Source organism: Dysgonomonas sp. ZJ709, from assembly GCF_011039195.1.
Lineage (GTDB): Bacteria > Bacteroidota > Bacteroidia > Bacteroidales > Dysgonomonadaceae > Dysgonomonas.
This window is the reverse complement of record NZ_JAAKEM010000001.1, coordinates 400,922-421,485: the sequence shown is the minus strand read 5'-3', so window position 1 is coordinate 421,485 and position 20,564 is coordinate 400,922. Positions and strand designations below refer to the sequence as shown.

General features: G+C 36.5%; 17 protein-coding genes and 1 riboswitch. Of the genes, 11 read left to right on the top strand and 6 right to left on the bottom strand.

Features of this window, described 5'->3' with window-relative positions; translation table 11 throughout:
- The first annotated feature begins 284 nt into the window (after positions 1-284).
- Positions 285-1,358 carry a 3-phosphoserine/phosphohydroxythreonine transaminase gene (gene serC, locus G7Y56_RS01890; protein WP_165040567.1) on the top strand — a complete coding sequence of 358 codons (1,074 nt, stop codon included), beginning with the start codon at positions 285-287 and terminating at the stop codon, positions 1,356-1,358.
- 62 nt (positions 1,359-1,420) lie between these two features.
- A complete protein-coding gene (locus G7Y56_RS01885; RefSeq protein WP_165040565.1) occupies positions 1,421-2,344 on the top strand; it encodes a 3-phosphoglycerate dehydrogenase in 924 nt (307 codons plus the stop codon).
- 88 nt (positions 2,345-2,432) lie between these two features.
- Here the strand turns inward: G7Y56_RS01885 and G7Y56_RS01880 are convergent, their stop codons facing one another.
- The 6 genes from G7Y56_RS01880 to G7Y56_RS01855 all read right to left on the bottom strand — a co-directional run bounded on the left by G7Y56_RS01880 (position 2,433) and on the right by G7Y56_RS01855 (position 10,999).
- Entirely contained in the window at positions 2,433-4,043 is a 1,611-nt protein-coding gene (locus G7Y56_RS01880) for an MFS transporter (protein WP_165040563.1), read from the bottom strand.
- A gap of 4 nt (positions 4,044-4,047) precedes the next feature.
- Positions 4,048-5,142: an HlyD family secretion protein gene (locus G7Y56_RS01875; RefSeq protein WP_165040561.1), complete on the bottom strand. Its 1,095-nt coding sequence runs from the start codon at positions 5,140-5,142 to the stop codon at positions 4,048-4,050.
- 2 nt (positions 5,143-5,144) lie between these two features.
- Entirely contained in the window at positions 5,145-6,455 is a 1,311-nt protein-coding gene (locus G7Y56_RS01870; protein WP_255498612.1) for a TolC family protein, read from the bottom strand.
- Positions 6,456-6,881, bottom strand: coding sequence for a MarR family winged helix-turn-helix transcriptional regulator (locus tag G7Y56_RS01865; protein ID WP_165040559.1), 426 nt, complete (start codon positions 6,879-6,881; stop codon positions 6,456-6,458).
- Between the two features lie 223 nt (positions 6,882-7,104).
- Positions 7,105-10,467, bottom strand: a complete 3,363-nt coding sequence (locus G7Y56_RS01860) for a DEAD/DEAH box helicase (RefSeq protein ID WP_165040557.1) — start codon at positions 10,465-10,467, stop codon at positions 7,105-7,107.
- 10 nt (positions 10,468-10,477) lie between these two features.
- Positions 10,478-10,999, bottom strand: a complete 522-nt coding sequence (locus G7Y56_RS01855) for a hypothetical protein (protein WP_165040555.1) — start codon at positions 10,997-10,999, stop codon at positions 10,478-10,480.
- Positions 11,000-11,176: 177 nt separating this feature from the next.
- A riboswitch (TPP riboswitch) is annotated at positions 11,177-11,274 on the top strand.
- A 113-nt stretch (positions 11,275-11,387) separates the two neighbouring features.
- Between G7Y56_RS01855 and G7Y56_RS01850 the strand changes: the two genes are divergently transcribed.
- From G7Y56_RS01850 to G7Y56_RS01810, 9 genes are all read left to right on the top strand, one after another.
- Positions 11,388-13,613, top strand: coding sequence for a TonB-dependent receptor (locus tag G7Y56_RS01850; protein ID WP_165040554.1), 2,226 nt, complete (start codon positions 11,388-11,390; stop codon positions 13,611-13,613).
- Positions 13,614-13,788: 175 nt separating this feature from the next.
- Entirely contained in the window at positions 13,789-14,391 is a 603-nt protein-coding gene (gene pnuC, locus G7Y56_RS01845) for a nicotinamide riboside transporter PnuC (RefSeq protein WP_165040553.1), read from the top strand.
- A gap of 97 nt (positions 14,392-14,488) precedes the next feature.
- On the top strand, positions 14,489-15,553 hold the full coding sequence (locus G7Y56_RS01840) for a glycosyltransferase (protein WP_165040552.1): 1,065 nt from the start codon (positions 14,489-14,491) through the stop codon (positions 15,551-15,553).
- Complete coding sequence (locus G7Y56_RS01835; RefSeq protein WP_165040551.1) at positions 15,550-16,614, top strand: glycosyltransferase family 2 protein; 1,065 nt, start codon at positions 15,550-15,552, stop codon at positions 16,612-16,614. Before G7Y56_RS01840 ends, G7Y56_RS01835 begins: the two co-directional genes overlap by 4 nt.
- Before the next feature lie 7 nt (positions 16,615-16,621).
- Positions 16,622-17,893, top strand: a complete 1,272-nt coding sequence (locus tag G7Y56_RS01830; protein ID WP_165040550.1) for a hypothetical protein — start codon at positions 16,622-16,624, stop codon at positions 17,891-17,893.
- Positions 17,894-17,899: 6 nt separating this feature from the next.
- Positions 17,900-18,598, top strand: a complete 699-nt coding sequence (locus G7Y56_RS01825; protein WP_165040549.1) for a nucleotidyltransferase family protein — start codon at positions 17,900-17,902, stop codon at positions 18,596-18,598.
- A 9-nt stretch (positions 18,599-18,607) separates the two neighbouring features.
- Positions 18,608-19,432 carry a glycosyltransferase family 2 protein gene (locus G7Y56_RS01820; protein ID WP_165040548.1) on the top strand — a complete coding sequence of 275 codons (825 nt, stop codon included), beginning with the start codon at positions 18,608-18,610 and terminating at the stop codon, positions 19,430-19,432.
- Entirely contained in the window at positions 19,416-19,967 is a 552-nt protein-coding gene (locus G7Y56_RS01815) for an HAD-IIIA family hydrolase (RefSeq protein ID WP_165040546.1), read from the top strand. The genes G7Y56_RS01820 and G7Y56_RS01815 overlap by 17 nt, the downstream gene beginning before the upstream one ends.
- Positions 19,968-19,977: 10 nt before the next feature.
- Positions 19,978-20,562 (top strand): SIS domain-containing protein, encoded by a 585-nt coding sequence (locus tag G7Y56_RS01810; protein ID WP_165040544.1) that lies wholly within the window; start codon positions 19,978-19,980, stop codon positions 20,560-20,562.
- The last annotated feature ends 2 nt before the right edge of the window (positions 20,563-20,564 follow it).

Here is a 20,564-nt window from a genome sequence, read left to right as displayed (position 1 = left end):
AAATATATAAAAACAATTGAATTGATAAGGTTTTCCGACATCAAATATGCAAAATATTTAAAATGCAAATTTGATAAAATCATTAAAATGAAGAACATATTTATTCATAATGCAACGGCATTCGGATATAATTAGTAAATTTGAAACCTTATTACAACAGTGAATATTTATTTGCCATACTGTCAGATTATAAGACACTTTGTGCATGGCATTTATTTAAACAATAAAAGGTCTCCGACCCTAAAAAAACCAAATGAAGAATATTAATTTCTAATTTTTATCACATGAAGAAATATAATTTTAGTGCAGGTCCATCTATCTTACCACAACAAACTATTGAAGAAACAGCTAAAGCTATTCTTGACTTCAACGGCTCTTCTCTATCGTTAATGGAAGTAAGCCATCGAGGCAAAGATTTTCAATTAGTGATGGACGAAACTATTGAATTATTTAAAGAATTGTTAGAAATACCGGCAGGATATTCTGTTATCTTCCTTGGCGGAGGTGCAAGCCTTCAATTCTGCATGGTACCATTTAATTTACTGGAAAAGAAAGCTGCTTATTTAAATACAGGTACTTGGGCAAGCAAAGCTCTTAAAGAAGCTAAACTATTCGGCGAAGTAGTAGAAGTTGCTTCTTCTAAAGCCGATAATTTCAGCTATATCCCTAAAGATTATGTAATCCCTACAGATGCCGATTATTTTCACATCACAACTAACAATACAATCTTCGGAACTGAATTACATACCGATCTGGACTCTCCGGTGCCATTGGTAGCCGATATGTCTTCCGATATATTCTCTCGTCCGATAGATGTTTCTAAATATGCTTTGATCTACGGTGGCGCACAAAAAAATCTGGCTCCTGCAGGTCTTACTTTTGTTATCGTTAAAGACGAATTGCTAGGTAAAGTTACCCGCCCGATACCGACAATGTTGGATTATCGTGTTCATATCGAAAACGGGTCTATGTTCAACACTCCTCCGGTAGTGCCTATCTATGGTGCTATGCAAACACTAAGATGGCTGAAAGCTAACGGTGGTGTACCGGCTATGTACAAACGTAATATTGAAAAAGCAAACCTGATATATAACGAGATCGACAACAACCCTCTATTCCGTGGAACTTGCGCTGTAGAAGACCGTTCTATAATGAATGTTTGCTTCGTGATGAGCAACGAATACAAAGACCTTGAAGCCGATTTTGCTCAATTTGCCACAGAAAAAGGCATGAGCGGACTGAAAGGACACCGTTCGGTTGGTGGATTCCGTGCTTCTATCTACAATGCTATGCCACTAAGTGGTGTTCAAGCTCTTGTGGATTGCATGCAAGAATTTGCAAAGAAAAACGTAAAATAAAAAAGCTAACCAAATAAGGGCAAATTAAGTTTTGCTCTTATTTTTTTACATTATAATAAAACATGAAAGTATTAGTAGCAACAGACAAGCCTTTTGCAGCAGAAGCCGTAAAAGGAATAAAAGGAGCAATCGAAGATGCAGGTTTCGAACTTGTATTACTTGAAAAATATACAGAAAAGCAACAGTTATTAGATGCTGTGGCTAATGTAGATGCAGCTATTATCCGCAGCGACATTTTCGATAAAGCAGTATTAGATGCAGCTAAAAATCTGAAAATAGTTGTTCGTGCTGGAGCAGGATTCGACAACATCGATCTTGAGGCGGCAACTGCAAACAATATTTGTGTAATGAACACACCCGGACAAAATGCAAATGCTGTAGCTGAACTAGCTTTCGGACTGATAGTATATGCTGTTCGTAACTTTTACAATGGAACTTCAGGGACTGAACTTCTAGGAAAAAAACTTGGAATCCATGCTTATGGAAATGTAGGACGCAATGTGGCTCGTGTAGCTAAAGGATTCGGTATGGAGGTATATGCTTTCGATCCGTTCCTTACGGCTGAAGCTATCGAAGCAGAAGGTGTGAAAGCTGTAAAATCGGTAGAAGATCTTTACACTACATGTCAATATATTTCGCTACATATTCCGGCTACTGCCGAGACTAAAAATTCAATCAACTATGCTCTATTAAGCAAGATGCCTAAGAATGCGTTATTAATCAACACTGCGCGTAAAGAGGTTATCAACGAAGAAGAAATAGTGAAAGTGATGGCTGACCGCAAAGATTTCAAATATGTAACAGACATTATGCCCGGTAATCATGCTGAAATGGCAGAGAAATATGCTGACCGCTACTTCTCTACTCCTAAAAAAATGGGAGCACAAACAGCCGAAGCAAATACGAATGCAGGGATAGCTGCTGCTGATCAAATCGTTGATTTCATTAAAAACGGTAATGAGAAATTCAGAGTAAATAAAAAATAAGATTACTCGATAATATAGGAAAAGACCAATAGCTTCTTAAGTTATTGGTCTTTTTATTTTTAAGTTTTAAGGGATAAATTATAAGAATTCACCCTGACATATCATTGCCCATCCTCATCAACCTAACAGGCTTAAACTGGAAGAAATAAAGCAAGATTATAATCAGTAGGATTATCCCAAAAATCAACATCCATCCTAATATATTCTTAATACTTACCGTTGTAGCCTGTATCTGAACTTTAAGATAGAGAGCATTAGTTGCTATCTTGTGTGCATCTTCGATACTCCACCCTTGCGACAAGGCACTATTAACAGAGGTATTAAATTGACTTACAGCCATCGGGTTCTGAGTGTCTAAATTCTGCGACAGCACATTTACATTTTGTTGGGTCAGACGATAAAGCCAATTGGATAAAATAGAAGAACCTATTGCCGGTGCCAGTGCCGAACGGGCACTAATCATAAAGAAAGCATTGTATATTAATTGTTTTTGTGTTAACCCTTGAATACCATAAATGGCAAATGCCACAAACAGCGCTACCATCCCTACACCTCTAAGGAACATAGGCAGATAAAGATCCTCATACAATCCTGTCGGCATAACCTGAAAATATAAAAGGGCTAAAGATATGGTAAAACAAGCGAATCCGAGAAAAATTAACCATGCCATACGAATAGCTTTCAAAAACCAGTAATAGCAAATAACAGCACCAAGTACAAATCCGGGAATCATATACAAATACAACTCGTTTACTTTCGTACTATCGAGTCTCAATATGGAAGTAGTATAAGAAGATATTAATATGCTGAATGATGCGAAGAACATCAAAACGAAAGATAAAATATAGGTCACTAATGAGTTCCTATTTCTCAACACGCTCAAATCGATAAAAGGTGTATCGGAAAATTGACGACGAATAAACAACCAACCAGTAATCGGAATCAGTATAGTTACAAATACGATCTCTGGCGAGTTGAACCAGTCTTTTGTTTTACCATAAGTAGCAACGTAAATAACCGACATATAGCATGCCGAGACAAGAAAGAAACTTAGCCAATCAATGTCCTTGATCGGTATGCGAACCAGACGACGAGCATAAGACATACAAATTACTACTGCTATAATAGCAAATAGTAATAAAAGCACCATAAAATAGTACATATATTGCCAGTTGTACATGTAAGCCAGTTCTGCTGTAAGCACAAGTGACAGCTGACCGAAAGCGAGTGTTATCGGATAAAATTTAGCATAAAATTCATTACGTGTATTACTCGGACTGAGTGCCGGCATCAAAATATTAATCGTTTCTATCAACGAAAATGCCTTAAAATATCCGATAAAGAAACTAGTGATAATAATAATCTCAACATAAGCCGTTTCGGCACAAATAAGGCTCAAAACGACCTGAATCAAGAGGACAACCAGAATAATTGTCTTTGTTGTTGCAATAGGTTTTACCTTAGGAATAATCAGATAGGCTATTGCCATCCCTGCCGAAGAAGCATAATAAGCCATATTAATATCTTCGGATAGAACGCCTAAATAACTCGACACATCGATATTGCTTCCTGTGTAAGCTCCATTTATAAGCAGAACAGGAATTAATATTATAAAAGCTACAACCGTTTTGAGCCAAAAAGGCACCCAACCTCTAAAAGGATTAGGTGTAGTAGTTGGAGCTATAGGGATATTTGCCATTATATTATTTGATTGCTTCGGAAACTACCATCATTCCGGCTCGTAATTTTCGCATGTCCTCGTTCGAAATATCTTCAAAATCAATTCTTACAGGGATACGTTGCTGGATCTTCACAAAGTTACCGGCCGAGTTATCGGTGGGCAATAAGGAATATTTAGAACCGGTAGCTTCAGATATAGCGGTAATACGCCCCTTAAAGGTTTTTCCGCTGATAGCATCGACTTTGATTCTTACTTCCTGCCCTATATAAATATTCTCGATCTGCATTTCACGATAGTTGGCTATCACCCATTTGTTATCATTCTTGATCAGATAAGTGATCGTTTGCCCTGCTTGTACCAACTGTCCGACATCGAGCGTACGACGCCCTACATAACCGCTGTATGGTGCAACGATAACAGTATATGACAGATTGAGCTTAGCCATTTCCAAATCAGCTTCACGTCGTAAAATATTGGCATGAACACTACCCTGCTTGCTTGAAGCCTCGGTAGACACCGATTTCAACGATTCTTTTTGCTTAAGTAAGGAATTATAGCGGGCTTTTTGCGCTTCGTTATCGCTTTTTATCTGATCGTATTGCTGTTGCGAAACAGATTCGGAAGCCAAGAGGTTAGCATATCGGGTCAGGTCTTGTTCCGATTTCCAAAGGCGTGCTTTCGCTTCTTCTATATTGGCATCCGATACTGCGACATTTGTCGAAGTTGTCGTTATGTTCGAAGCCAGTACCGAAACCGAATTCTTTGCATCCATTAATGAGGCCTCAGCATCCATCAGTTTGATCTGAAACTCCCTGTCATCGATAATCAATAATGTATCACCTACATTCACCCACTTGTGCTCGGTGAAACGTATTTCCTTAATATAACCCGAAACACGGGAGTTAATCGGTGTAATATATTGCTCGATTGTAGCATCGTTTGTTATTTCGTAACGATAGTAACGAAGAAAGAAATTACAAGCCCAGATGATTCCACCTAAAGCCAGAAGAATACTAATCGTATTCAGAATAATATTTCTCGTACGCTTTTTTCTTAGTTTAAGATAAGCCTCTCTCTCCTCTCGCTTACTATCTACTTCTGATTTATCTATATCCATAGTTATAAACTTCCACTTACGTTTTGTAATTGATAATAGGTATATATCGCATTTGTTTTAGCCGCTGTAAGTTGCAACTCGGCATCCAGCTGAACACTGTTAGCATCCAGCAGGTCGGTCAAAATGGCTAATTGATTAAAATACCTATTTTTGACTATTCTATAATTTTCGTTTGCCTGTTTTACCGATTCATTGAAAGCTTTTATTCTATCCAATGCTTCTTTATGTTTTACTACTGCCGATTTTACATCTGCACGTATAGTCTGCATTTGTTGTTCTTCTGCCAGTTCTTGTAACTGAATCTCCCGTTTAGCTGAACTAACATTGCGTTTCCGATCGAACCATGCAGATATATGGTATGATAAATTGAGAGTTACTCCCCAACCGTTCAGATAGAAATCCTGTACAGGCGATGTATTCGGGATAGGTCGAGCCAATGTATTACTAGCCTGTAAGGATAAAGATGGCAAAAGATCAGCCTTTGTCAGTTTCAAGTTATTCTTTGCCAAAGCCATGTTTGTCCGTGTTATTTGTATATCGGGATATCGGCTATAAGCAAGACTTACGTAATCATTTTCGTTTCTGATATCCAGTTGACTTGTTAGTAACGACTCATCCGGCATCAAAATTAAGTTTTCATCCATTCCCAAAACAATAGTTAATTGCTGAGAAACCAGAGAAATATTATCATTTGTTTCATTGTATGCCAATTCGAAATCGGTGAGGAGCAGTTTACTACGCAGAACATCGTTAGTCGTTATCATTCCCTCTTCCTTCATTTTCTCTATATCATGCACACGAACCTTAGCCTCTTCGACATTCTTTCCGTAAACCTCACGCTTCTTGTAGAGATTAAACAAATCAAGATATTTAGTCATAAGCCAAAGTTTCAGATCGGCTTTATTCTTTTGCAAAGAAAGTTGAGCAACCTCCTGCTCTAGTTTAGCTTTCTCTATACTATTCGTAATACGTCCACCCTGATATATAGGTTGCACCGCTATCACCTGATAGTTTTGTCGCCAATCGGGTGAGGCCGGATGTCCCAGAAAAGTCAAATCTTTGTCTAATATGGTCGGAGTACCTACATAACCGAATACACCTGCAATAGCAAGATCGGGTAATTGTTTATTTTTAGCCAGACTCAGTTTATCGTCTGATAGTTGAGTCTTAACATAAGAAGCTTGTATTGCTATGCTATTTTGAACACCTCTATCGAAAAGCTCCTCCACACTTAATTTATAGGCATCCTGTGCCATAACAAAATGTATCGGGTTTAGTGTAAGGAATAATATTATATATGTAAAACGTTTCACTTAGTTTTCCTTTATAATTTCATTAAATTCATCCATGTAGTTTATGCACGATTTCATGTGATCGAGATTTACTTCTCTCTCAATAGACGAATATACGTCTTCGACAATTATTCGAACCTGCTCATACAATCGCTTGCCATCATTAGTAAGCATAACCAACTTGCTTCGCTTATCCCGATCGTCTTCTTCACGAATAACGAAGCCTCTCTTTTCCATATTCTTTATAAGATATGATAAGCTAGATTTATCCTTGAACGTTGTGTTGGCTAATTCTTGCTGATTTATCTTTTCGTTCTTAGCCAAAAACCGCATAATATGTAGCATTTCGAATGTCAGATTTATGCTATTCTCACGCATTCTACGCTGAATTATCTGACGATACGAGGACTGAGTTTTGAGTATTGCTTGTACAAAAGATTGCATCATTTTCTTTCTAATTAGTATAAGAACATATTTAATGTCACATTTTAAGATATAACCAACAAACATTGTTATACTCTGATGGACAACAAATAGGTTTGCGACCTTAATTTTCAGTTTGCAAAGGTATAACAAATAATTTAGTTGAATGTTCAACTAAATAAATATTTATCGATCTGAAATAAAAAAATTGAGATTGAATAGATATAATTACATGGAGGAGTACTTTTTACTCATTTAGAGATTCAAGCATCTTTCTATAAATAGGATTCTGCTGTAAGATATAATCGTTACCGACCATAAATAACTGCTCGCGGGCACGGGTTATAGCAACATTCAGCTTACGGTCGACCGAACTATCGTGATTCATGTTGCTAAAGTATTTCAACTGATAAGGCTTATTGAAACAGAACGAGAGAATAATAACATCGCGCTGGCTACCCTGATAACGCTCTACTGTATCGACCATTATATTGGCAAGTTCGGGAGAACCTGTCATTTCCAATTTGTGCTTGATTAATGCGATTTGATTGCGATAAGGAGCTATAACACCTAATGTTTTTTGCACATCAAAAATTTTATCATTCTCTTTGTAAAGATGCAATAAGGCTACGGCTAAAGACACAACCTCATCGGCCTCCGCTTCATTTATTTTATCAGATGGATTATTATAATCTATTTCCCGAACAGGAACGAAAGCGAAACGTTTCGTTGCAATTAGGGATTGATAAAAGTTCTTTTCATCATAAATGCTATAATAAAGATTAGCTGTTTGCCTTTCGGTTGCAACCTTCAGTACCTTATCATAGAAATGAGTATTTACAAAAGAGGCTATATCTTCGTGCATCCGCCCATGATAAGTCAGCGTATCATAAGCTTGCGCCCATCCATTGCTTTGACATATTCGGTATAATCGTTCGAAAAGAGACTCGCGGCAATCATATAACCCAATTGAATTTAAGGTTTCATCTTTTACCTTCGATTGATATTCGTTTTGTAATGTAATAGTGGATAATTGTTTATGATCGCCAATCATTATAAACTTATCGAACTGTGGGAGTAAACCCATTATCTGCGGCTCGAGTATCTGTGACGCTTCATCGATAATAGCAACATCGAATTTCTTTAAATCCAACAATTCAGGCTTACCGACGATAGAAGCCAATGTGCCAACGAAAATCCGTGTATTTTGCAACTTATCTGATAATTCCTTCCTCGACTTAGCACGAGTTGATACATTTTGCAATAAGCAATCACGATATGCTTCACCACACGACAACTCCGAACCAATACGAATATATTTATCACATGTTTTTTCATCTTCACCAAAGGCTTGACAAATAGCAGCACAAAGTTCATCCACAGCTCTATTGGTATAAGCTATTACCAATATATTTGCTTTTTCATTTGCATACAGTCGCTCTATTAACTGACGGGCAAAGATTGAAGTTTTACCTGTGCCGGGAGGACCTACAATCAAAAAATAGTCTTCGGCAGCTAATGCTTTCTCTATTACAGTATTTTGTTTCTTTTCTTTCGACAAATCCTCATCTGAAAGAATTTTTAACGATGAATGCGGTTCTTTTAGCCCGAGTAGTAATTCTTTTTTATCGATTGGTGCAGACAGAAAAGCAAACAAACCTTTGAACATCGCATTATAAGTATGGTCGAGCTTATCGTGCTCTACCGCCCAATATTTGTATTGAGAGAAAAACTGACGATTTCGTTGTTTATAACGGAATCTTAACAGTAGATGCCTACCTGATATTTCAACTACAGTACCTTTCAATATCTGATTGGTGAGGATAGTATCATTATCATCTTGTCGGGGATAGAGAATACAGATCTCCCCTTCACGAAAGTTCGTAAAATCGAAGGTTTCCTTTCGGCTAAAAAGAATTTTCATGTCACGCCCATCATCATCAATATTCTCAATCTCAAGATCAGCGATCAATTCCAGTGCATCTCTGCGTTCCTCGAAAGTCGTGTTCCACAATGCAGAAGTACTCATCATCGAATCCGCACCTTCATCGCCCATTTTTTGAATATATAATTCGCGGGAAATGAAATTTACATAACGATTGAAATAGCTTTTCTCCAAAAGAGATGCTTTATTTAATACGCTATTCAATTCAGCGAGTTTATCGACAAAAAACTGAGGGACACGACCGTAATTATTCAGGTCGAACAGTTCTCTGAATGTAGATTCCACTGTTTCACTATCGCCTACATACAAATCGTGTTCGGTAGCTACTATCAGATTACGTGTATTGATAATTTCTTTTTCTAATTGCTGATAAGGTGCTGCTAAACGAACATTCTCGCCTGCATTGTCAGCCGCGGAATAGAGTATTGTAGCATATATATGGCGAGCATCTTTATTGAATACACTTTGTATCATCAATCGATACACGACTGTTTGTGTCTCGTGATTGACTGCTATTTTCGTGACATCGCTTGCGGGAAAGGGCGGTTTTCCCGATTTTAATTCAATAATGCGATCTATTCCATTTTCATCATCCGACAACTGGAGCAAATCCAGTCGTCCCTGAAATCCATATTTCTCGCAAAAGAAAGAGGGTTCGAGTACACAATCCTGCACTTTAAAACCATTCGCAGGCATATCATTCAACACAACCCGCTTGATATTATTAAAATGGCGCTGAGCCTTCGCCATAAACTCTCTGAAATCGCTATTCTCTTTTATATCCCTACATGTAGAATACTCGAAAGGCATCTGTAAAAAAGATTTTGTAAAAACCTCTCCAAATTTTAAATCCTGAGGATTCGGGGCATAAATCAATTCGTCGAGAAAATAGTTCGCCAAATTTCCCAATAAGATATAATGGGTATTTGCCGGCTGTTCAAATTTCCGTCGGAAGTAATGCAAATGAGAACTGCCATAATTTTGAAAGCATTCTGCCATTGCAGAAGCATCTATCAGATAATCGGGTTCTAAAACAAACACTTTCGGTATGTAATAGCCCGAATCGTCAATCTTAACATCAATTAAATTAAGTTGGACACCTATCCATAAACGATCGATTGTCTCGTTGAATAGGTGATTTATAGGAGATATATTATATCTGACTTTTAATTCTACATCGGCTAAACTATCGGCACAGCAAATCAGGTATTCATTCTCTCTGTCAATAGATAATAGTTGTACCCTGATTTTATCGAGTCGTAAAGGCGGTTTAATTTCTGTTTCGGCAAGTAGTTCTTCCGTATCTTCTACAATCTTTTCACCTGACACTATATTGAAGAACTGTTCGATAGTATTTTTTGCGTAATGATACTGCACTGTCGATACCAGATTATCGTCACTGCGAAGAAGAAAAGAAGCTTTTACACGAATATTCTGTAATTGCCATTCAATACTTTTTGGCAAATCATATTTCTGTGCAATGAAAACGAGACGAGCGAATAAAGAAGGAAACTGCAAAGATTCACTCATAGTGAGTTCTTTGCAGCTTCGCTCTAACACCTGCTTCAAATGCAAGTATTTATTTCTTAATGATAAATCAGATTGATCTAATTCCTGTATTTCAGAGAGAAAATCGGAAAATAATTTAAGTGAATTATCTGACATAACATTCGTCTTAATCTCTAATTAAGATATCAATATTATTGGAAAAATTAAACTCAATAGGACCACCATCGCCGATATTAGAATTACCGACTATCGTTATATCAACATAGCCTTTATATCTTATCCTATTCATAACTTCCGTCATTAATGAATAGTAAACATCATTATTTATAATAAATTCGCCTTGTATGTCTCCCGATACACCATTTTGCTCATAAAAGACCCTTGTATCTCCATCCAATACAATTCTAAAAGATATCCTGTCCAAACGTGTTAGATTAGACAACAACAACCAAGAATCAATATTACGAATATCTATCATATCTTCACGAGAAGGGCTATATCCCTGAATATCGACATTTCTAATTCTTATTGTTTGCTCAAAATACCCATCTTGTCGAGCGACAGGAACAACTGCGCTAAAATCCAAAGTTGCAGCTTTCCAATAATCATTCCTCTTATCACACGATGAAAACGAAAATCCGATAACTAAAGAGAATAATGTAATTAAAGTAAGTTTGTAAAAATTCATTGCCTAGATAATTTATTTTGGTTTGGCACAAAAGTAATACTTTTCCATTTCATTATAGATCATTCAGCTTATAATGTTTCTTTCTACTAACGATAGATTTATAAGGAAGAATAGTTAATAGATTTTTTTTATATAAGTGTTTATTCTTCAATTCAAATTAATCGTATATCTTTACATCCGAAATCTTAGGGGTGCCTTAATAAAACGGGCTGAGATCACACCCATATAAACCTGATCCGGGTAATGCCGGCGGAGGGAATGGATTATGTGTTTTGCGCACACGCATATTCTTAAAATTCGGGAAACCATCTTATCAAACCCCTTTTTTGTTTAACATCTGTAATGAAGATAACAATACTTGTCCTCTTACAACTAATTAGGTATTTAAATGAAAAAGGTACTTTTTATAACAACTACTCTTATACTGGGTAGCATAGGACTATATGCACAACAGAGAGCTGATAACTTAAAACTGGTTCAGCTCGAAGAAGTTGTAGTATCGGCTACACGAGCAGGAAAAAATGCTCCGATAGCCCACTCCAACCTCAACGAAGCACAAATCAAGAATGACAATGCTGCGAGAAATATTCCATTTGTATTACAAACCTTACCATCCGTAGTAGCCTATTCTGAAGACGGAACGGGAGTGGGTAACACATCGTACCGCATAAGGGGTACAGATGCCAACCGCATTAATGTCACACTAAATGGTATGCCACTCAATAACCCTGAGAGTCAGGAAGTATATTGGGTAAATATCCCCGACTTGTCTAATTCCTTACAGAGTATACAGGTACAGCGAGGTGTAGGAACAGCAACCAATGGAGCTGCGTCTTTTGGCGGAAGTATTTCGCTACAAACCACAGGCTCGAAACCTGATGCATATGGGCTGGCATCGACAGCAATCGGCAGTTACAATACATTCGTATCGAGTATTGCAGCGGGAACTGGTATCATGAAAAACGGATTATCAATAGATGGACGTTATTCACGAGTAACCGGTGACGGTTATATCCGCAACGGAAAGGTCGATCATAAAACGGGTTATGCTACCGTTGCCCATTTTACCGATAAACAAATGCTTCGCTTTGTCTATATCAATGCCATACAACACACAGGCATAACATGGGAAGGAGTTGATCCCGAAATGATGGCTATAGACCGAAGATTCAATATAGCTGGGCAATATACCGATGAAGCAGGGAATATCCGTTACTACGATAATGAGACAGATAATTACTATTCTAACATTGCACAAGCAATTTATACACGCCAACTAAACAGCAATCTTACTCTCAATGGTAATTTTAGCTATAACAATGGATATGGTTATTACGAAAACTATAAAACCAAGCAAAATCTTGAAGAAAAATTCGGTTTACCACCTCAAGTTATAGATGGAGTTACATACAAGAAATCGGATGTAATACGCAGAAAATTATTATCGAATAATTTATATGTCGGAATCTTAAATCTTACATACCAAAAAGATAAATTATCGCTAAGCGGAGGTGGCATGTACAGTTATTTCGAGGGTTCCCATTATGGCAAATTACCTTGGGTAATGTTTAATGACAACATACCGATCAATTATGAATGGTATCGTGAAGAAGCAACCAAAAGAGATATGAATGCATTTGTCAAAGCGGAATATCGCCTGATCGACGGCGCTGAGAGATTGACACTCTTCGGCGAAGTGCAAAATCGTTATATAGACTATCGCATGAAAGGAACAGATGACGACATGGCTGATCTTAGCAAAAACTATTACTTCAATTTCTTCAATCCGAAAATTGGTTTATCATATAGTTTCGACGATTTCAACGAAGTATATGCCTCTCTGGGTATTTCGAATAGAGAGCCATTACGAGCAGACCTGAAAGAACTTCACAAAGGCAATCGCAATGTCGAATCTGAACGTCTCTTCGATTATGAGTTTGGATATAGGTATGCCAATACCACATTCTCCTTCGACGCTAATTTCTATTACATGGATTACAGGGATCAGTTGGTTCAGACAGGAAAACTGAGCGATACTGGCTATAAATTGCAGGAAAATGTACCCGACAGTTACCGCATGGGGGTAGAGCTATCAGCTGCTTATACTCCGGTGAAATGGTTACGTTTAGATGCAAACACAGCATTAAGCCGCAATAAAATCCAGAATTACACAGCTTATTTTAAAACCTATGATAATATGGAAGATTGGAACGTTGTGGAACAAAAATCGGAGTTTTTCAAATCGACTAACATATCTTTCTCACCGACTGTAGTAGGAAGCGGGATCATAACGGTTATCCCGATGAAAGATCTGAATTTCTCGCTGGTGAATAAATATGTTGGTAAGATGTATTATGACAATACTTCAAACAAAGACAATCAGTTAGATGACTACTTTGTTGCCAACTTTATAGCCGGATATTCTTTCCAAGCTAACAAAATAGGTAAGATCGAATTGCAATTCTTTATAAACAACGTGTTCAACAAAGAATATGTAGCTAATGCATGGGTAAGTACAGAGAAATTTGCCGATGGAAGCAAACCGTCTGTTTACAAAGGGTTATTTCCTCAAGCACCACGTAATATTATGGCACGAGTAGGTATTAGCTTTTAACACTTTCCTGTCATCCCGATACGTAGTGAGGGATCTATCCATTCTATAACGAGAGTATAATCAAGATCCCTCACTACGTATCGGGATGACAGAACAGAGGGAATATAGATCATAAAGAGTAAATCATACTTATATTAAACTCCCTTTAATTTATACACTATATAATTAAAATATTATGTTAGAATTTGTTCAAAATAACTGGGTTAGTATAGTAGGTGCCATTATAGGATTACTCTACTTATATTTAGAATACAAAGCTAACATTATGATGTGGGCTGCCAGTATTGTCATGGCTGCCTTTTATATATACATATTCTACGACACACAATTATATGCCAGCATGGCAATCTATGTGTATTTTTTTGCTGCATCAGCCTACGGGTGGATATTGTGGTTGACAAAATACAAACGAACAGAAACAGATAGTGGCGTAACAATCCATGCGCCAAAATCCTCAATTATCCCGATTATTGGGGGAATTATCGTAGTTTTTGTGATAATTTATCTGCTTCTTATCCATTACACCATAGACCAAGATTATCTGACTATAGGTGATGCTTTGACCACTTCGCTCAATATCGTAGCCTTATGGATGATTTCGCGCCGATGGGTAGAGCAATGGCTATTGCTTATCCCTGCTAATGCTATATCGAGCATATTATTGTTTGTTCAGCATGATATTATGTCGGGAAGTTTGTTTGTTATATTCTTCATTGTCTCCATTTTCGGATATTACAAATGGAAAAAACTCGCTATAACCCCGCCTAAACTCACTTAAATATATTGTCATTAGTGATAAATTAAGGCTTTGCCATCTCTAAATGTAGATAAAAGCTATTATATTTGTACTTTAGAGTAATTATATAAAGTCATTAATGAGAATCTTTCAAGTAATAACAGTCTCGGAGTATGGTGGTGCGCAAACAATTGTTGCCAACCTTATTAAGAGTTTGAGCCCTAAACACGAGGTCTTCGTTTTGTACGGAGGAAACGGTGAGGCTTGGAGCCAACTTGGGAGTAATTTCACAAGAATAAAACTCTGCAAACACCGTAAAGGAGTTTCTTGGAAAGATTTTTTTCTATTACTCAAATTATTTTATTACAGAATAAAATACAGACCGGATGTTGTTCATCTTCATTCGTCTAAAATGGGTGCTTTGGGGCGAATGGCATTCAATCCGAAAAAGATCGTATATACAGTACATGGTTTCGATTCGATACGAAAAGGGTATCGTAAGTTCTTGATAGTTGAACAAAAATTAAAAGACAGAGCATTCCGGATTGTAGGTGTAAGCAAATATGATGTAAACTGTCTTCGAGAAGAAGGAATTTCGGAAAATGTTGTTCGCATATATAATGCTGTAACTGACAATTACATAACGCATAGCAACGAGCAAGACAGTATAACACACGAACTTGAGCTTATAAAAATAAAATATCCTCAGATAGTGATGTGCATCTCCCGAATATCGAAACAAAAGAAACTCGATCTATTTCTTGACGTAGCCAAGAGAATGCCTAAATATGCCTTTGTCTGGATAGGAAATAAGGAAACAATACCGAACCTACCAGAGAATGTATTTTGCTTAGGTGAAGCTCATTCTGCTTCGATCTATCTTCGATATGCAGATGTATTTATGCTGCCATCCAACTACGAAGGCTTACCGATGTCGTTACTCGAAGCATTATCGTTCGGTGTTCCTATCGTTGCATCTGCCGTGGGAGGCATTACAGAAATTTTAGACGGGAAGAATGGCTTTTCGATAGTCAACAAATCATATCTTTTTGAAGAAAAGATTGAATATATACTATCAGATAACAACGTACACAATAAAATGTCAGAATATGCAAGAGAATATTATCTTGCCAACTTTACAATAGAAAAGATGGTAGACGCCTACACATCTATATTTAATTCGATAGCAGAAAAGAAAAAATGAGCCAACCATTAGTATCAGTATTAATGCCTTGTTACAACGTTGAAAAATATGTTGTAGAAGCTATGAGTTCGATACTAAACCAAACATATCGTAATATCGAAGTAATTGCAATTAATGATTGCTCGACAGATAACACGAGTGATATTCTGGCAAAAATGGCAAAAGAAGACTCTCGAATAAAGGTTATAAACAATGATGAGAACCTGAAGTTGATCAAAACTCTCAACAAAGGGATTACATTATGCTCGGGAGACTATATAGCCCGGATGGATGCGGATGATATTGCACTTCCTACCCGAATAGAAAAAGAAGTTGACTTTCTTGAAAGCAATAACGATCACGATGTTGTGAGCACTCAGTTTTACACCTTCAGATCAAACAAACCTGACAAGCTCTATTTGCACCACAATCCGCTACATGACTGCGAATTACGTGCCTACATACTGTTCAAATCCGGAATATGTCATCCTGCTGTAATGATTCGTCGACGCGTCTTTACTGAACTCGATCTTAATTTCGAAATGCAATACCTTCATGTAGAAGATTATGCATTATGGTCGAAAGCAATCTATAAAACCAAGATTGCAAATCTTAGCGAACCGCTATTACTTTACCGTGTCCATCAACAGCAAGTTTCTACGTTGAACGAGCAGCTTCAGATAGATAACAAAAAGAAAGTTTTCAAGATACATTGCGAACAGTTAGGACTACCTACCACAGATGAATATTTAGATATTTATGCTTCTGTAGCAGAATGTACACCAACACAATCGTCAATAGAATACCTAGACAAATGTGAAGATTTCATGCTTTCATTAATAAAACGCAATAAAGATAAACCTTTCTGCGAGGAAGCATATCTCAAATATATACTGTCGTTGCATTGGCTTCGTTTATGTGCAAATTCACAGTTAGGACTCAAAGTGATAAGACGACTAAAAAAATCTGCTTTGTATATAAATAAAAATTACGCATTCAGAGATTTTGTAATTTTATATACAAAATGCATATTTAGACTGAAATACAAGAAGTCCTTCATTTATAAAATAATGTTTAGATAATAGTAACATGAAAGATATCATTATAAATACTATTGCCAAAGCATTACTACTTATATTAGTCTTTTACCTAATATATCCTCAGGCTTTAGAGATACGAGGTTCATCATTTATTTCTATGTCCGGTATCGTTGGCATAATATTATACGGATTACATAAATTTCCTTTTAAAGAAGTAGTATCGGTATTGATAGTTTTTGGGATATTAATATTTATCTGCTATATATCGGCTTATGTCAATGGCTTTGTCGACGACTTTATGACAGGATATATCAGAAGCCAAATGGGATGGTTCTTCACCGCTTATATGATCATATATTTCATGTATCGGATACATGGGAACCCTACTATTTATACAGTTCTCGGATATATTATCGCTGCAATTGCTCTACAAAGTATAATAACTTTGATTATGTTCTTCAACGAAGCCGCCAACGATTTCTTCTTTTCTCTTCAATTAAAATCCATTGTTGATGAAGAAACAAAAGAGATAGCTGAGAAAGAACGGCTTATTGGGTATGGAATAGGTTTTTTCGGAGCCGGAATTGTAGCCGGTTATGCGCTTATATTCATAATGTACCTATTTCTGAAAATAAAAATGAACATTAAATCTTTTATTTTCCTGGCGCTGCTATATGCATTTATTTTCTACGTCGGCTTATTTTCAGCCAGAACTACTGTCATTGGGTTCACTGCCAGTTTCGTAGTTTTTGCTATACTATTCTTCATCGATATTAAGCCAGAGAGACGTCAAGGAATAAATTTCATTGGAATATTATTACTTCTTCTAGTGGTCGGATATGCCCTCTGCTATATATACTTTCCCGATTTTACAGAATGGGCTTTTGAACTATTTGACCGATTCAGAAAAGAGGGACGGATAGAGACTTCATCTTCAAACGGTATAATAGGGATGCTATATGCTCCCAATGATTTCAAAACGTTCATTATTGGCAATGGTAAGATGGACTTCTTTGGTAGTGATGTAGGCTATACAAGACTTATGTTTTACATCGGCGTTCCGGGAATGATTATGTATTTCTTCTATAGTACGTATGTGGGGATAAAATGTTTTACAAAAGACTGGACATTAAATTTTTTGATAATAGCATTACTCATTTACAACATGATTATGAACGTAAAAGGTTTTACGGATCTTAATATGATCCTGTATTTGTTTTTCTTTTACTTCTTATTTTATAAATATTATGTCTTTTTACCTAAGGTATATTCCAATCAACGAAGAGAAATTTCTAAAAAAGACCCGATAAGTCAAATATAAATTAATATGAAAGAATGTATAATCTTAGCCGGGGGGCTTGGAACCAGACTGCAATCGGTTGTGAAAGATGTTCCAAAATGTATGGCAGAAGTATCTGGCAAACCATTTCTTCATTATTTACTAGATTATCTGATAAAAGAGAATTTTGAACATATTATCCTATCATTAGGATACAAATCGGACATTGTCATCAACTGGCTTAACACATTAGACCTTTCTGTGAAAATCTCACATGTTATAGAGAGTGAGCCTCTGGGAACGGGAGGGGCTATAAAATTAGCTTTTCAGAAAGTTCAGACTCAGCAAGCGCTTGTTATAAACGGCGATACATTTTTCGATATTAATACAGATGCTTTAATAAATTTTCACGATAAAAAATCCGCTGATATATCTATTACACTAAAATCGATGACTGATTTTGATCGATATGGATCAGTTGAAACAAATACAGAAGGACGTATATTAAAGTTCAATGAAAAGCAATACTGTACTCAAGGGTTGATTAATGGGGGAGTATATTTGATAAACAAAAACATATTTAACAATCTCGATTTTCCCGAAAAATTTTCTTTTGAAAAAGATGTGATGGAAGAAAGACTAGACTCTCTTAAAATATATGGTTGTGAACAAAACTCTTATTTTATAGATATCGGAATTCCATCGGACTTTGAAAAGGCAAATTTAGATTTCAAAAACAGAATATAATACTACTATATGCAACAACGATGTGACATAATATCTGTAGTAACCGTTGTTTACAATGGAAAGAATTTCATTGAAAAAACTTTACAAAGTGTACTTAGTCAAGACTATCCCTATATCGAATATATCGTGATTGACGGAGGATCTACAGACGGCACAGTTGATATCATAAAAAAGTATAGCGATCAGATTACCTACTGGATCAGTGAGCCCGACAAAGGCATATACGATGCTATGAACAAAGCAATAGATCGTGCTACCGGAAAATGGATCAATTTCATGAATGCAGGAGATTATTTCTATTCCGATAATGCTATAAAAGATATTTTCTCTACTGACACCGATATTGATAAATATGCAATCATTTATGGTGATGCAGAATTCAGGCTAAAAAACATAGCTTATATCGTTCCTGCCGGAGATGAGTGCAATACAAATGAATACATGCCTTTTTCGCATCAGGCGGCATTTATAAAAAGCGATATAGCAAAAGCTACAAAGTTTGATACCTCTTACAGAATTGTCGCAGATACAGCCCTTTCCCTTAAGCTTCTAAGAGAAGGCTATCAATTTAAGCATATCCCCGTTGTTGTCTGTTCATACGATGCTCTGGAAGGTCTAAGTGTACAAAATAGCATAAGGCGCTCTAAAGAGTTGGTCGATATGCAAGTCAAACTGAATGGGGCCAATCCCAACTCTTCTTACTTTAAGAGATATATACGAAATGCTTATATCAAACAGTATTTTAAAAAACTGTTGCCGACATCTCTTTGGACAAGATTCAGAGAGTCTGACATAAAGAAAAACAATCCATATACCTATGTCAACACAAAATAAGCAATTTAAATATGTCTTTCTAGACAGAGATGGTGTGATCAATGAAGAAAGACCGGATGATTATGTAAAAAACATCTCGGAATTTATTTTTATAGAGGGAGCAATCGAAGCCATCGCCCTATTGACAAAGATATTCGAAGATATATTTATTATAACCAATCAGCGAGGTGTGGGTCGTGGCATTATGACTACCGAAGAATTGGATAGTATTCATTTTTATATGCTCTCACAAATTGAAAAAGCCGGGGGACGAATATCTAAAATCTATTTCTGCTCAGATATAGATTCAACATCAATTAATAGAAAGCCCAATATAGGTATGGCCTTTCAAACAAAAAGAGATTTCCCTCAGGTCGATTTCAAACGATCTATTATGATAGGTAATAGCCGTTCCGATATCGAATTCGGCAACAAAGCAGGTATGTATACAGTTTTGGTCGGTGATAAATACCCTAAAAATGATAAAATATTTAAAAACATAAATGCTTATTATGAAAATCTCTCTAAGTTTGTAATATCTTTACAAAACGACTAAAACAATAGCTATGAATATTATAAAACAACGTCTACAAGAATCTATTGATGTAAAGAAACAATTGATAGAAAATGAATCGATCCTTAAAGAGATAGAAAATGCAGCTATGCTGATCATTGATAGAATAAAAGCAGGAGGATCAGCCTATTTTGCCGGAAACGGGGGAAGTGCTGCTGATGCTCAACATCTAGCCGCCGAGCTATCAGGTAGATTTTACATTGACAGACAACCTCTTTCGGCCGACGCATTGCATTGCAACACTTCTTTTCTGACAGCTGTTGCCAATGATTATTCATACGATGTTGTATATGCTCGCTTGTTAAGTGGTATCGGACGTAGAGGCGATGTTCTTATTGGATTATCTACATCCGGAAACTCGAAAAATATAGTTAAAGCCTTTGAAAAAGCCAAACAAATGGGTATTTCCACTATTGCCCTTACAGGAGAAGGCGGTGGGCAAATGGGCAAATTAGCTGATATATGTATAAGTGTGCCTTCTAAAGACACTCCTCGTATCCAAGAATCACATATAACGATAGGTCATATTATCTGCGAAATAATCGAAAGCACATTGTTTGGAAATCCTAATAAGTAATT

Bases quoted from the DNA above. Each gene is read 5' to 3' on its own strand.
- G7Y56_RS01840 (WP_165040552.1), top strand. From the start codon at position 14,489: ATGAGAATCTTTCAAGTAATAACAGTCTCGGAGTATGGTGGTGCGCAA.
- G7Y56_RS01880 (WP_165040563.1), bottom strand. From the start codon at position 4,043: ATGGCAAATATCCCTATAGCTCCAACTACTACACCTAATCCTTTTAGA.
- serC (WP_165040567.1), top strand. From the start codon at position 285: ATGAAGAAATATAATTTTAGTGCAGGTCCATCTATCTTACCACAACAA.
- G7Y56_RS01860 (WP_165040557.1), bottom strand. From the start codon at position 10,467: ATGTCAGATAATTCACTTAAATTATTTTCCGATTTTCTCTCTGAAATA.
- G7Y56_RS01850 (WP_165040554.1), top strand. From the start codon at position 11,388: ATGAAAAAGGTACTTTTTATAACAACTACTCTTATACTGGGTAGCATA.
- G7Y56_RS01810 (WP_165040544.1), top strand. From the start codon at position 19,978: ATGAATATTATAAAACAACGTCTACAAGAATCTATTGATGTAAAGAAA.
- G7Y56_RS01835 (WP_165040551.1), top strand. From the start codon at position 15,550: ATGAGCCAACCATTAGTATCAGTATTAATGCCTTGTTACAACGTTGAA.
- G7Y56_RS01830 (WP_165040550.1), top strand. From the start codon at position 16,622: ATGAAAGATATCATTATAAATACTATTGCCAAAGCATTACTACTTATA.
- pnuC (WP_165040553.1), top strand. From the start codon at position 13,789: ATGTTAGAATTTGTTCAAAATAACTGGGTTAGTATAGTAGGTGCCATT.
- G7Y56_RS01825 (WP_165040549.1), top strand. From the start codon at position 17,900: ATGAAAGAATGTATAATCTTAGCCGGGGGGCTTGGAACCAGACTGCAA.
- G7Y56_RS01820 (WP_165040548.1), top strand. From the start codon at position 18,608: ATGCAACAACGATGTGACATAATATCTGTAGTAACCGTTGTTTACAAT.
- G7Y56_RS01815 (WP_165040546.1), top strand. From the start codon at position 19,416: ATGTCAACACAAAATAAGCAATTTAAATATGTCTTTCTAGACAGAGAT.
- G7Y56_RS01865 (WP_165040559.1), bottom strand. From the start codon at position 6,881: ATGATGCAATCTTTTGTACAAGCAATACTCAAAACTCAGTCCTCGTAT.
- G7Y56_RS01855 (WP_165040555.1), bottom strand. From the start codon at position 10,999: ATGAATTTTTACAAACTTACTTTAATTACATTATTCTCTTTAGTTATC.
- G7Y56_RS01885 (WP_165040565.1), top strand. From the start codon at position 1,421: ATGAAAGTATTAGTAGCAACAGACAAGCCTTTTGCAGCAGAAGCCGTA.
- G7Y56_RS01875 (WP_165040561.1), bottom strand. From the start codon at position 5,142: ATGGATATAGATAAATCAGAAGTAGATAGTAAGCGAGAGGAGAGAGAG.